Here is a 13,579-nt window from a genome sequence, read left to right on the forward strand (position 1 = left end):
TAATCCTTATAGGGAGGCGTGACATACATGACAATTGAAAACGATTACAGATGGCGGGACGGATTTCCGAGAATCGGGATTCGCCCTACGATAGATGGAAGACGGAGAGGGGTTCGCGAATCTCTCGAGGAACAGACCATGAATCTGGCAAAGGCCGTCGCCGAGATGTTGACGAAGGAGCTCAAATATCCGAACGGCGAGCCGGTTGAATGCGTGATTGCGGATACGTGCATTGGCGGAGTGGCCGAAGCGACTGCAGCCGCCAAAAAATTCAAAAATGCCGAAGTCGGCCTAACCATAACCGTTACGCCTTGCTGGTGTTACGGCACCGAGACGATGGATGTCGATCCTTCGCGTCCAAAGGCGGTATGGGGCTTTAACGGAACAGGGCGTCCAGGCGCGGTTTACCTGGCTGCCGTACTGTCGGCCCATGCCCAGAAGGGGCTTCCTGCATTCGGCATCTATGGCGAAGACGTTCAGGATGAAGGGGATACCCGTATTCCGGACGACGTTCAAGAGAAACTTCTGCGTTTTGCACGGAGCGGTTTGGCTGCAGCGTACATGCGCGGACAATCGTATTTGTCCATGGGCTCGGTGTCGATGGGTATCGCCGGCTCGATCGTGGACGACAGCTTCTTCCAGGAGTATCTGGGCATGCGGAACGAATATGTAGATATGAGCGAGTTTACGCGCCGCTTGGAAGAGGGCATCTATGATCCTGAAGAATATGAACAGGCGCTTGCTTGGGTGAAGGAGAACTGTACGGAAGGACCGGATAACAATCCGGATCATCTCCAGAACAGCCGGGAGCGCAAAGATCTGGAGTGGGAAACCGTCGTCAAAATGACGCTGATCACCCGCGATTTGATGATCGGTAATCCGCGCCTGAAGGAGCTTGGCTTTGAAGAGGAGGCGCAGGGCCACAGCGCTATCGCTTCCGGATTCCAAGGTCAGCGGCAGTGGACGGATCATTCCCCTAACGGTGACTTCCTGGAGACGATCCTCAACTCCTCCTTCGATTGGAACGGCAGACGTTCGCCGTATATCGTGGCAACCGAGAATGACAGCCTGAACGGAGTCGGCATGCTGTTCGGATACCTGTTAACCAATACGGCACAGATTTTCGCGGATGTGCGTACTTACTGGAGTCCGGCTTCGGTAGAACGGGTTACCGGCTATAAGCTTGAAGGAAAAGCAGTGAATGGCATCCTGCATCTGATCAATTCCGGCTCGGCTGCATTGGATGGAACAGGGGAGCAGGAGTTAGACGGCAAACCTGCCATGAAGCCATTCTGGGAGATCACGGATGAAGAGGTCGATCGCACGCTGAAGGCCACCCAGTGGAGACCGGCTAACTTGGAGTATTTCCGGGGCGGCGGTTACTCGACCGACTACTTGACGCGCGGCGGCATGCCGATGACGATGTTCCGTCTTAACCTGGTAAAAGGGCTTGGTCCCGTGCTGCAAATTGCCGAAGGCTATTCCGTGGATCTGCCGGCGGAGGTACACGACACGCTCGACAAGCGTACAGACCCAACATGGCCAACGACCTGGTTTGTGCCGAACCTTACGGGACAGGGTGCATTCTCAAGCGTTTATGAGGTCATGAACCAGTGGGGCGCTAACCATGGCGTAATCAGTTACGGACATATCGGAGCGGATCTCATCACCCTGGCCTCGGTCCTGCGTATTCCGGTCAACATGCACAATGTGCCAGCCGAAGAGGTGTTCCGCCCACGTGCATGGGGAATGTTCGGAACGACCGATCCGGAGAGCGCGGACTTCCGCGCTTGTCAGAACTTCGGTCCTCTATATAAATAAATGTTAACGAGAGGAGTAGGAGAACATGCTGAACATGGAAACGAGAAATGAGCTCTGCAAGTATGCCAAAAAAATCGTCGACAGCGGACTCGTTGTAGGACCGGGAGGAAACATCAGCGCGAGAGCCGGGGACAAAATGTATTTGTCCCCGAGCGGTTTTGCGCTGGAGGAGATTGAGCCGGAGCAATGGATCGAAGTCGATATCTCGACCGGCGATATTACCGATATAGGATTACGGCCTTCGTCCGAAGTGCTGATGCACCTGTACGGATACCGGAGCAACCCCGATATCGGGGCGATGGTGCATACACATCCATCCCACTGCATTGCCTTTACGTTGGTTGAGAGGGAGCTGCCGGTGATGTTTCCGGACCAGGCGGCATTGGTTGGACGTACGGCATACATCCCTTACATCATTCCTACGACAGATTTGCTGGCAGATGCCGTCGCGGAGAAAGTAACGACGGCCAGTTCCATCCTGCTCGGTAACCATGGACTGGTTACAACCGGCCGGAATCTGCGTGAAGCGTATTACCGAACCCAGGTGGTTGAAGAGAGCGCCAAAATTTATCTGAGCGCCAAGGCTGCCGGCACACCGGTGCCGCTGACAGATCAGGAAGTGGATGATATCGCTGCGCTGGAGAGCGAAGATTATCGTATTCAGCTCCTGCAGAAGATGAAATAAAAGATTGTGGATCAGATCCGGTTGTTCAAACTCGGATTGGTATAGTACTAAGGTGAGAAAGGATGCGGCTTATGAGCAATTCATCCGCGGTGCTTGCGTTTGACTTGGGGGCCAGCAGCGGCCGGGCGCTGCTGGGCGAGATCACCTCTGCTGATCATGAATCGCCCGGCATGCTGAAGATTACCGAGATTCACCGCTTTGCCAATATACCCGTCCAGATGGGACAGCATTTGCACTGGAATTTCCCGATGCTGCTGCAGGAGGTTAAGCATGGCATCCGCAAAGCGTTCCAAGCCGGCTATCAGCCGGTCAGCTATGGCATCGATTCATGGGGCGTCGATTATGGACTGATTGACCGTAACGGGGAGCTCATCGGAGTTCCTTATCATTACCGGGATCTGCGGACGGAAGGCATGGTGGAGGAAACCTGCGAGCAGGTCGGGAGAGAACGTCTGTTTCAAGAAAGCGGACTGCAATTCATGCCGTTTAACACGATCTTCCAGTTAAATGCGATGCTCAAGTCAAAATCTCCGATGCTTGATATTGCAGATAAGTTCCTACTCACTCCGGATCTTCTGAACTATTATCTGACGGGGGTCCAGGCGTGCGAGTTCACCATGGCCACCACGACTCAGCTCTATCATGTTACAGAAGGCAAGTGGAATGAGCCCTTAATGGAGGAGCTGGGGCTTTCCGCATCCCTGTTCATTGAACCCGTACAACCGGGAACCGAAATTGGAAGGCTGCAGGATGCCGTAGCGCAAGAGCTGGGCGTTCCGGCGATTAAAGCGATTGCCGTGGCATCACATGATACGGAATCCGCCGTGGTAGCCGTTCCTGCAAACACCTTCCGATTTGCCTATCTTGTATGCGGTACCTGGTCGCTTCTCGGAACCGAGCTTCCGGAGCCGCTTGTCCATACGGATGTGCTGGAAGAAGACTTCTCCAATGAGGGTGGAGCTTATCAAACCTTTCAATTGCTGAAGAATATCATGGGTCTTTGGATTCTTCAGGAGTGCAAGCGGCAATGGGAGAATCAAGGATTGACGTATTCATTTGCTGAGCTAGTTGAACTCGCTCAGAACGCAGAATCGTTCCGCAGCTTCATTAACCCGGATGACCTGCGCTTCATGAATCCGGCGGATATGCCGGCTGAAATCCGGGATTATTGCCGGGAGACAGGGCAGCCCATTCCTCGTAGCACCGGAGAGTATGTCCAGTGCATACTGCAAAGCTTGGCTATGAGATACCGGGAAGTGCTTGAGCGAATGGAGGTTCTGACAGGGCACCGCTACGATGGGCTCCATATGGTTGGCGGCGGCATTCAAAACGAGCTGTTGTGCCGTTATACGGCCAATGCCTTGGGCCGAACGGTGTGGGCAGGACCGATTGAGGCAAGTGCCATCGGGAACATGCTGGTTCAATTTGTGGCGAACGGCACATTGCGCAATCGGGAAGAGGGAGTGGAACTCGTCAAGCGGTCTTTTCCGCTTGCCTGGTACGAGCCTGAGTCCAACGAGGATTGGGAGGCAGCATTCCAGCATTACAAGTCCATTGTCGAACAACAGCAGATACAACCGTAAGGTTAAGGAATTCTTAGAGAATGACGTCTCCTAACATATCCAAGCCTTACATCCAAATTCGATAGAGAAGGATGTCATATCATGCTAAAAGGCATATCTCATGTGCTCTCGCCTGAACTGTTGAAGATTCTGATGGAGATGGGGCACGCGGATGAAATTGTGCTCGGCGATGCCAATTTTCCTGCAGCCAGTCATGCCCAGCGGTTGGTCCGGGCAGACGGACACGGAATTCCTGCGTTATTAAACGCGATATTGCCGTTATTTCCGTTGGATACGTACGTTGAGTCCCCGGTAGCTCTGATGGCTGTGACGCCAGGGGATACCGTAGAAACTCCGATCTGGGATGAATACCGTGAGATCGTGCAGCAGTTTCATCCCGTTCACGTGCAATTTGATGAGGTAGAGCGATTCTCGTTCTATGAGCGGGCGAAGAATGCTTATGCCATCGTGTCGACCGGCGAAAAAGCGCTGTACGCAAATATTATCCTCAAAAAGGGCGTAGTCGTTTAGAATATACTGATGCAATAGTTAAAGATAAGATCGCTGCGGCGGTCTTTTTTTCGGTTTCAGTTTGGGCTTTCATTAATATTGCTTCATTAATGACGCTTTCCAGACGGACCATGGACAAAACCATGACATGAAAGGGCTACAAAAAGAAGAGACAACCTGAGATCGACAAACAATCGAAAGATTTGCTGATACCTACATTCCAGCCATTTTGGTTATGTTTACAACACTGATTCAGGTACTTAGGTGATGGCACCATAAAGACAAACAGGCAGCCGGTTAGACCGGCTGCCTAGGAACTTCAAGAATTTCAAGAACTTTCAGAAAACTACCGGTTATACCACCACTGCTGTTCCGCTGACGGCCACCATCAGCATTCCCTCACGAATGACCTCATAGTCGATGTCCACCGCTACAATAGCGTTGGCCCCCATTCGCTCAGCCTTGTCTTTCATCTCGGTAAACGCTACATCCCTTGCTTCCTGCAGCTTGTTCTCGTAGGCACCAGAGCGCCCACCAACAAAATCGGTAATGGAGGCCATAAAGTCCCTCACTACATTAGCGCCCATAATGACTTCGCCGTTCACAATGCCGATATACCTTTTAACCGGGTAACCTTCAATGGTAGATGTCGTTGTAATAATCATTTGATCTTCCTTCTTTCAAATAATTTTTAAATGCGTTTACGAAATAAAAACACCTTTCACCTGATGCTGATGCTGATTTGGATTGCAGTACTAGGAAGTATACGATCATCTACCAGCGTGAGTGCTTTCTTTTAGTACGCCGACAGAAGAGGATTGGTTTCATGAATGGGCGTAAGAAGACAATTATAAGATGGAAAATGCTTATTGAAGTTGCAAAACAGGTGGTCGAATAGGCGGTTGTTTCCTAATATATAGTAGTCACGCAAACAAATCTTGCATTGAAACCTGTAAACCTGGATAAAGTTTGGATTCCGCAAAAGTGTCTTGGGCTTGGGAGAAGTAGTTCACATCCGCGATCTCGCCGTCGGACAAGGAAAAGAGGATAACTTGAGCTTTCATCGGATCAACGATCCAATACTCTTTTACGCCGCACTGTCGGTATAGATCAAGCTTCGGGATCATGTCCTTGCTGCGCGTAGACGGAGACAACACCTCGATGACGAGGTCAGGCGTACCCATATAATTCCCCTTCTCATTGATTTGATCTTTATCGCATATGACGACCAGATCCGGTTGTACGACACAGATATTTGTCTCCTCCTTCTTCAATGTGATATCAAGGGGAGAAGTCAGTGGTGTACAGGGTTTTCCTTTAAACCAATTGTAAAATGTGCCATGCAGTTCATTAACTGCATGTTGGTGGTTGTATGAAGGGGAAGCCGTGTTATACACGACTCCGTCGATCAGCTCGTGGCGCTGTTCCGAGCCTTCGGTTAGTTCCAGGAAATCCTCGTAAGTGACTTTGTCATTGTCGGCTGTATACTTCACAGCCCCTTCTCTCAGGACAAGTTCTGTACCAGCATAGACTATTAATTTGGCAACATCTTTGCCGTTTCTCGTCACGATGATTTCCTCGCCTGCCTCAGTAAACTTAAGATACTTTCCGAAATTGTTTTGCATATCGGTGGAAGGGACTCTCATAAAATTCACCTCGGTTTAGCTAATTTTATTCTATCATAGCTAAATATAAGGTGCACTTCAATTAAAATAGCTAATTTATTAGTATAATTAATGTGCTGACTTGGGTGAAACCCGGCTACATGAAATCGTTCGATAAGTACATCAAGCTGGAAATGACAAGCTGCCCAGAACGAGTTCTCATTCTTGATCTGTTATGAGAGGTAAGGGTGGCGTATACGTTTGGAGCAAACCTGATAAAAAGTGAGGGGTTATTGTTACTCATGTTATTTTCTTTCGATAAATTTCAATTTTTATGATGACATATAACTTACTTATTTCAATGACAGAATATATTACAGCTCACACCCCGCTGCCCGGCTGCAGCGGGGAGCTTTGCTCACCGTTCAAGCCCCCACCTGAAGGTGAGATACAAAACCTCCAGCAAGATCGGTGTGCCGGGCAGGAGCATATCACCGGGAGAATGCAAGGTTAGTGCTTCCGGCGTGAGGGTGTAGATTCGGCCTTCCTGAATCATGCCGTTGATATAAACCGTTGAGGAGGTGTTCGGACCGACCGCAATGCTCTGAAATGTATGATTTCCGTCATCATCCGTAAATTGATCGGCAGATATGACAAAGGGAGCATCCAGATTAACCTCGGACATCAATACATAAAAGTACCGAAGCGTGGTCGGCAGTACAATGATCTCCGGCACGATTACGCTTCCGGGTAATCCTTGGATGCCCTGTGGACCAGGGGGACCGGGAGGACCCGGAGGACCCGGAGGACCTTGAGAACCTGGGATGCCCTGCACTCCGGGAATGCCTTGAATCCCCGGAAAACCAGGCAGCCCTTGCACGCCTGGAGGCCCTTGAATGCCAGGATCACCTTGCAGCCCTGGATTACTTGGCTGTCCAGGCAATCCAGGTAATTCAGGTAATCCTTTAGAGCTCCTTATCGGTAGTGTTTCCGACCATTCAGATGGAATGATGGCCGGATAATCGGATCTGGTCTTGCGCGGTCGGAACCTTTTTCTATTGTTAGGTGATACGACACGTTTACATTGGCGCTTCTTGAGGTTTCTGTGTTTGTGATGCCTAGAGGATTTTATTATTGGAGACCGCTTCCGTTTAATCACGGGAGTTTTCAGTCTTATCACCGCCCCGGATGAATGTATGTACTTAGTTTATGTCATCGGTGGGGGAGTCGAGTGGACATATATCCTTTGCTTACGGATATATTGACCGGATCATACGTCATTCTCTCATTTATTTTTGCTTGAATAGGGAGAATGCCGGGATCAAAGCTTAAAAACTATCATTTAATGATAATATGGCAAAGAGTCATAGTTGCAACATCCCTAATTAGGAGGAGTGATGATATGCCCGTTATTAAACCTATCATTACCGCTATCGCAACGGTTCCCGTTGCAACTGGCGGAACGATCACCACAACGGTAACGCCAGCGGTAACCCGTTATTTTGCACTGATCGCCGAGGGTATGATTGGAGCAGACTCGATTACCATGCCGGCAACGAGTTTTGTCGATGATGCCGAAGCAGCCGTGACAGCATTCCCCGCGTTGACAGGTTCAGAATACTTTAATGTGTATATCAACGGCATGCTTCAACAACTTTCCTTATCGACATTAACAACTGCCAGCTTGGTGCTCGATACGACGGATGTTCCGGTGGGCATACCGGTGTTATTGGAAATCGCCAGTTTCACGAACACAGCATCCGCTATCACGACACAGCCGACGATATCGGCGCCGGTCATTACGATCATAAGTTAATCGTCAAGGAAAGGATTGCCCTGATCAATAAGATTAGGGCAATCCTTTTTTAAAAGGAGCGGATCAAGGATTCATTCTTAGTCCACTTTAAGGACTGATAACATGCAGGTAGTGCTCGCGATTACGCATTAATAAGAGGGATTTTGTTCCTATATCCCGAATTACATATAGGATCCTGAAACGTTTGGAGGCTAAAATATGAAACATTAATCCCCACCATCTACCGTAAGTTCAGAAAGATAAGTCAGGGGGACTATATATATGATCAAGGATAAAAAAGCATGGATTGTGGAAGCAACCATTTCGGATATGCAGCATGCAATGGCAGAGGGGTGGATGACTTCAGTAGAGTTGGTTCAATTGTATTTGGAGCGGATCGGGTTATATGATGGAATTCTCCGATCAATCCTTGAGGTAAACCCTGAAGCGCTGCAAATTGCCGAGGAGCTGGACCTGGAGCGCAAGGACCAGGGTGCAAGAGGATTGCTTCACGGGATTCCCATCCTGCTTAAGGACAATATCGACACCGGAGATCGGCTGCATACGAGTGCCGGCTCCATCACCCTTGCGGATTCGTTTGCTGCCAAAGATTCCTTTGTTGCTGCGAATCTGCGTAAAGCGGGTGCTGTTATTTTGGGCAAGAGCAACATGACCGAATGGGCGAACTTTATGTCCCCGACTATGTGGGCAGGATATTCGTCAAGAAACGGTCTTACATTAAACCCATACGGTCCAGGGGAAATGTTTGTTGGTGGTTCAAGTTCAGGCTCCGGTGCTGCGGTGGCGGCGAATTTGGCCGCAGCGGCCATTGGGACGGAAACATCAGGATCGATTATCAGTCCTTCCAGCCAGAACAGCCTGGTTGGCATTAAGCCGACGATTGGACTGGTAAGCCGTTCAGGTATCATACCTATCACTCACATACAGGATACGGCAGGTCCAATGACCAGAACGGTGCAAGATGCAGCGATTCTGCTTAGCGCGATCGCGGGAGCTGATGATCTGGACGAAGTGACCAAGATCGATCCTCAAAAAAGGGTGGAGGACTACACGGAGTATCTGGATTCGAGTTATTTGAAGAAAGCCCGAATCGGGATCCCCCGATACTACTATAAGCACCTGGATCGGGATAGACTAGATATTGTAGAGTCCGCCATTGAAGTGCTGCGGAATCAAGGAGCTACCATAATTGATCCGGTGGAGCTGCCTTGCCAGGAAACCAAATGGGACGCCAATGTCCTTCGCTATGAGTTCAAAAAATATGTCAATGATTATTTGGCGAACGTAGATGCGTCTCTGCCTGTTCATTCGCTAGCCGAGGTTATCGCTTATAATGAGGCACACGCCGAGGTTGCCTTGAAATATGGACAGGGCACATTGATTTGGGCCGAGGAAACGAGCGGCACGCTGACCGAAACAGAGTATCTTAAGAGCAAGCAGAAGAATAAAGAAATGGCGGGAGCTAGAGGGATTGACCATGTTTTGAAGGCGTATCAGCTGGACGCCCTGCTGTTTCTGGGTAATGAATATGGACCGGATTTGGCTGCCCGGGCAGGGTATCCATCGGTAACTGTTCCCGGCGGCTATGCCGAGAATGGCGTCATTGCGCCGGGAGGATATATTACGAAGGGGCCACAGGGCATTACGTTCATCGGGACGGCATATAGCGAGCCCGTGCTGATCCAATTAGCCTACGGCTTTGAGCAGGCTGCCCAGCATCGCGTGCCACCGAGGTTTTCATCCCCGTCATCAGAGTAAAAGAGAGGTGAAGTTCCATCATGCCGCGCAATTTGGAGTATGTTCCTTACGGTTACGAGCCCCCAAAGCCGACAACCAAAGGAACCTTAATATTCTACGACCTCTTCGAGCAGGTTCAGGAGGATTTGGAGCAGGCCGCTGCCATTTTAGAAGAACGGTCATTTGTAAAATTGGTGTTGTATCCGCTGCATGAAGAGACAGCGAAGCGGATGTTCAAGGAGCCGGTCAGCCCTTATTACAAGCGGGAGAAACAGCTTCAGGAATGGATCGAAGATCATGCAGGATCATCGGTTGTGATTGAACCTTTCGAGTCGAAACGAAAAAAATACACGCCGATCGATACTGCGCTTCGTCATCTGGCAGAGAAATACGGAAGTCCCCATTTTCTTATTCTGACACCTGAGATGGCAAATGCGTTTGCCTCCTTTTCCTCCTTCGAGGAATGGATTGTGAAGCTGAGGCTAATCCTCTTGTCTGAGCCGCCGTATCTGCACCCGCGATTGGAGAAATTTCGCCATCGTTGGGATGTCGCAGGGGAGAAGCCGGAAAATCGTTAGGGTATAACAAATGCCCGACTGTAGATTCGCCTGCAGTCGGGCATTTTCTGTTATGCAGTATCGTTCATATAAAATGGAAAGGACTGCGCCCCAAGGGAACAGTCCTATGTTAATCCGTGAGCAGACCGTTAAATCTCATCGATTTTAGGTCCCTACGCGGGTAAGTTTACTTATGATCTTGCGCACGCTTTCTCCAGACAGGAAGTAGGTCCGTTCCAATTCCTCAATGGACCGTCCTTTGCAATAAGCGCGATACATTTCTTTGTTTCGACTTTCGATGCGTTGTTTGGAACCGCTTAACTCTCCCCAGCCGGCTCTTTGCTCGCTCTGTTTCGGTATGTAGAGTAATTCTCCATCTATATACTGTTGAATTTGCTGCAGCAGCTCGGGGGGAAGCACTTCTCTTCCGTTCTTGTAATGGCCCATCGATGCCCTCCTCTTTCTGTATACATATTTAAGCTATCGCTGAGTTTCAAAACAATTGCATTGATCATGCTTGCCCTCCTCCTTTCGTGATATTGGTTTTTTTGGATTTTTTGAATTATTGGATTTAAAAATAGATATAGGGAGCCCGCAGCGGGCTCCCATTTTAACGGATATTCGCTTTACGCGAATACCACCTCACGGATCTGAATCATTGCAATCAGCCTCCTTTCAGCTCATTTCGTCGGCCCCGACTTCTATATTAAGCCATATGTAGGTGGGAATTTGCAAGAGATAAAACAATATTAATTGTTTTTTACCAAAATTCATGGGGTGAATGATCTGAGAAACGTCCGAAGGGATCCATAGGCATTTTGATGGTGTGTGACAGGATTATATAATATAGTTACTTCAGAATGCAAAAAAAGAAGGAGCTTTCATGTATGTCCAATCACGATCCGCATATTCAGGAGTTAATTACGCTGAAGACGATCGCAGAAACATTGAACGAGTCCAATGAGCTTGGCCCCATGCTGGACGTTGTTATTGCCAAGCTGTTGGAACTAACCGGACTTACGACCGGTTGGCTGTTCCTGGTGGAAGATCGGGGAACGCATGAATTCGTAGCCAGCCGGAATTTGCCGCCTGCCCTGAGCCGGAACGATAACGAACCTATGAGATGCGGCAGCTGCTGGTGCCTGGAGCGTTACGATGACGGACGTCTGAAAAATGCCGTGAACATATTGAATTGCAAACGTCTGGATAACGCCGTTCGGTATCAGTGGGGGGATACGGAAGGCATAACCCACCATGCAACCGTTCCGCTGCGATCCGGCAGCCGCAGGTTCGGCGTACTGAATGTGGCTGCACCCGGGAAGCTGCATTTCACTAAAGAGGAATTGGCGCTGCTGGAATCGGTTGCCTACCAAATCGGCAGCGCCATTGAGCGCATGCGGCTATATGCAGCGGAGCAGCGCCGAGCGGATTTGTTTGCCCGGCTTGGGGAATATAGCAGCGCACTCGGTGCTTATGCTTCCCAAGCGGTTAACCGAGCTGAATTAACGAAGCAAGTCATGAGTTTAATGGGCCGTTACTTTGACTGGCCGGTTGCCGCATTGCTGGAGCCTGTCGGCAGCGAAATGACGCTGCGTGCCCTCTACAGCAGAGGGCAGACGACGCTTCCCCATGCCGAATTTTCGCTTGCTGAAGCCGCACGAACCCGTGCTGGCAAGGGAGAGGTCAATCCGAACCCGGTGAGTGCAGAAGACGCACAGCGGCTTGCAGATCTTTTGGTTGAACAGGGATGGATATCCTCCATCTCCCGAGCGGTTGCGGTTCGGCTGGCGGCTGCCGGGGACACCTCATTTGGACTGCTTTTGGTAGGGTTCGATCATTACGGCGATTCGTACCGGGCAGATATCGAGGTGATCGAGGCACTGGCTGAACATATTGGCATGACCCTTCAACGCATCCGTCTGGAGGAAAACCGGCGGGAGCTCGCAAGAATGGATGAACGAAATCGTCTCGCCCGGGACCTGCACGACTCGGTAAGCCAAACCCTGTTCTCGCTGGTCATGATGTCCAAGGGAGTGCGGGGAATGCTTGCCGCAGAGCCGCATGAGCAGACAAGTATGCTGCAGGACACCATCCATGATATACAGGTCCTGTCGCAAAGCGCGCTTAAGGAAATGCGGGAGCTGATCATGCAGCTTCGCCCACCCGGACTTGAAGAAGGGCTTATGACAGGCCTGAAACAATACGGCGAACGATTGAAACTTCATGTAAGCTCACATATCAACGGGATACGGGACCTGCCCCGGATCGTGGAAGAAACATTGTGGAGGATCGGTCAAGAGGCGCTGAATAATGTAAGCAAGCATGCGGATACGAAGGAAGTAACGGTCGTATTAACCCCGCGGGAAAATGAAGTTGAACTCAGGATCGAAGATCATGGCCGCGGGATTTCCAAGCAACGATTGAACGAGCTGACAAAACATTCGATTGGGTTGTCCAGCATGCGGGAACGGGCGGAATCGCTCGGAGGACAATTCCGTCTATACAGTGTGTACAGAGAGGGAACCATTATTGAGGTTTCGCTGCCCTTAAGGGTGAGATCAATAGAGAATAGGGGGATCACCGATGATCCGATTGTTGATCGCTGACGATCATGCCATGGTACGACGGGGATTGCAGGTATTTCTGGCTACGCAGCCGGATATCGAGATGGTTGGCGAAGCCGCGAATGGCGAGGAAACGTTAGAGAAGGCCAATCAGCTGAATCCCGATGTCGTGTTAATGGATCTGAATATGCCGATTCTCAATGGAATCGATACGACCGCACGGTTAAAAAAAGAACAGCCTCATATTAAAGTCATCGTGCTGACCTCGTTTATCGATTATGACCATGTGCTGCCAGCCATTCGGGCGGGCGCACGCGGCTATCTCCTTAAGGATATTGAGCCTGAGGATCTGGTGGCTGCGATCAGACGCGTGTATGAAGGCCAAGTTGAACTGCATCCGGATGCGGCAGGCCTGCTCATGACGCATGTTACTTCACCGGCGGGGACGGATGAGACCGGCGGGTCCGGCCATCAGGAAGAGACTGCGCAGGTGGATAAACTTACCCGCCGGGAGCAGGAAGTATTACAGCTGATTGCATCGGGCATGAACAACAGGGAAATCAGCGAAGCGCTTTATATTACCGAGAAGACAGTTAAAACCCATGTCAGCCATCTGCTCGATAAGCTGGGGGTTGCGGACCGGACTCAGGCGGCCATTTATGCGCTCAAGCATGGCATCGTATAAGGATTGCTGTATTTGCCGTACATAATGATCATATCTAA

General features: G+C 50.1%; 13 protein-coding genes. 9 read left to right on the top strand and 4 right to left on the bottom strand.

All coding sequences use genetic code 11. The features are described 5' to 3' along the window. Window positions 1–27: 27 nt before the first annotated feature. From M4D81_RS07665 to fucU, 4 genes are all read left to right on the top strand, one after another. Window positions 28–1,821, top strand: coding sequence for an L-fucose isomerase (locus M4D81_RS07665; protein ID WP_260065414.1), 1,794 nt, complete (start codon window positions 28–30; stop codon window positions 1,819–1,821). 25 nt (window positions 1,822–1,846) lie between these two features. Continuing rightward, window positions 1,847–2,506, top strand: coding sequence for a class II aldolase/adducin family protein (locus tag M4D81_RS07670; RefSeq protein ID WP_260065415.1), 660 nt, complete (start codon window positions 1,847–1,849; stop codon window positions 2,504–2,506). Window positions 2,507–2,577: 71 nt separating this feature from the next. Then, a complete protein-coding gene (locus M4D81_RS07675; RefSeq protein ID WP_260065416.1) occupies window positions 2,578–4,089 on the top strand; it encodes a rhamnulokinase in 1,512 nt (503 codons plus the stop codon). An 81-nt stretch (window positions 4,090–4,170) separates the two neighbouring features. Further along, entirely contained in the window at window positions 4,171–4,599 is a 429-nt protein-coding gene (gene fucU / locus M4D81_RS07680; protein WP_260065417.1) for an L-fucose mutarotase, read from the top strand. Between the two features lie 332 nt (window positions 4,600–4,931). Here the strand turns inward: fucU and M4D81_RS07685 are convergent, their stop codons facing one another. From M4D81_RS07685 to M4D81_RS07695, 3 genes are all read right to left on the bottom strand, one after another. Further along, a complete protein-coding gene (locus M4D81_RS07685) occupies window positions 4,932–5,243 on the bottom strand; it encodes a YbjQ family protein (protein ID WP_260065419.1) in 312 nt (103 codons plus the stop codon). Between the two features lie 258 nt (window positions 5,244–5,501). Beyond that, complete coding sequence (locus tag M4D81_RS07690) at window positions 5,502–6,224, bottom strand: type II toxin-antitoxin system prevent-host-death family antitoxin (protein WP_260065420.1); 723 nt, start codon at window positions 6,222–6,224, stop codon at window positions 5,502–5,504. A 376-nt stretch (window positions 6,225–6,600) separates the two neighbouring features. Then, window positions 6,601–6,918, bottom strand: coding sequence for a DUF4183 domain-containing protein (locus M4D81_RS07695; RefSeq protein WP_260065728.1), 318 nt, complete (start codon window positions 6,916–6,918; stop codon window positions 6,601–6,603). A 666-nt stretch (window positions 6,919–7,584) separates the two neighbouring features. Here M4D81_RS07695 and M4D81_RS07705 point away from each other — a divergent pair. From M4D81_RS07705 to M4D81_RS07715, 3 genes are all read left to right on the top strand, one after another. Next, window positions 7,585–7,998, top strand: a complete 414-nt coding sequence (locus M4D81_RS07705; protein WP_071220334.1) for a DUF4183 domain-containing protein — start codon at window positions 7,585–7,587, stop codon at window positions 7,996–7,998. 261 nt (window positions 7,999–8,259) lie between these two features. Beyond that, window positions 8,260–9,756, top strand: coding sequence for an amidase family protein (locus M4D81_RS07710; RefSeq protein ID WP_260065421.1), 1,497 nt, complete (start codon window positions 8,260–8,262; stop codon window positions 9,754–9,756). A gap of 20 nt (window positions 9,757–9,776) precedes the next feature. Further along, window positions 9,777–10,313 carry a hypothetical protein gene (locus tag M4D81_RS07715; protein WP_260065422.1) on the top strand — a complete coding sequence of 179 codons (537 nt, stop codon included), beginning with the start codon at window positions 9,777–9,779 and terminating at the stop codon, window positions 10,311–10,313. Window positions 10,314–10,457: 144 nt separating this feature from the next. On the opposite strand, the gene M4D81_RS07720 is transcribed toward M4D81_RS07715, so the two are convergent. Beyond that, window positions 10,458–10,739: a CD3324 family protein gene (locus M4D81_RS07720; protein ID WP_006211013.1), complete on the bottom strand. Its 282-nt coding sequence runs from the start codon at window positions 10,737–10,739 to the stop codon at window positions 10,458–10,460. 440 nt (window positions 10,740–11,179) lie between these two features. Between M4D81_RS07720 and M4D81_RS07725 the strand changes: the two genes are divergently transcribed. Further along, window positions 11,180–12,898 (top strand): GAF domain-containing sensor histidine kinase, encoded by a 1,719-nt coding sequence (locus tag M4D81_RS07725; RefSeq protein ID WP_260065424.1) that lies wholly within the window; start codon window positions 11,180–11,182, stop codon window positions 12,896–12,898. Beyond that, window positions 12,876–13,541 carry a response regulator gene (locus M4D81_RS07730; RefSeq protein WP_071220338.1) on the top strand — a complete coding sequence of 222 codons (666 nt, stop codon included), beginning with the start codon at window positions 12,876–12,878 and terminating at the stop codon, window positions 13,539–13,541. The genes M4D81_RS07725 and M4D81_RS07730 overlap by 23 nt, the downstream gene beginning before the upstream one ends. Window positions 13,542–13,579: the final 38 nt, after the last annotated feature.

This window comes from Paenibacillus sp. p3-SID867 (assembly GCF_025142895.1).
In the GTDB taxonomy this organism is placed as follows: domain Bacteria; phylum Bacillota; class Bacilli; order Paenibacillales; family Paenibacillaceae; genus Paenibacillus_AQ.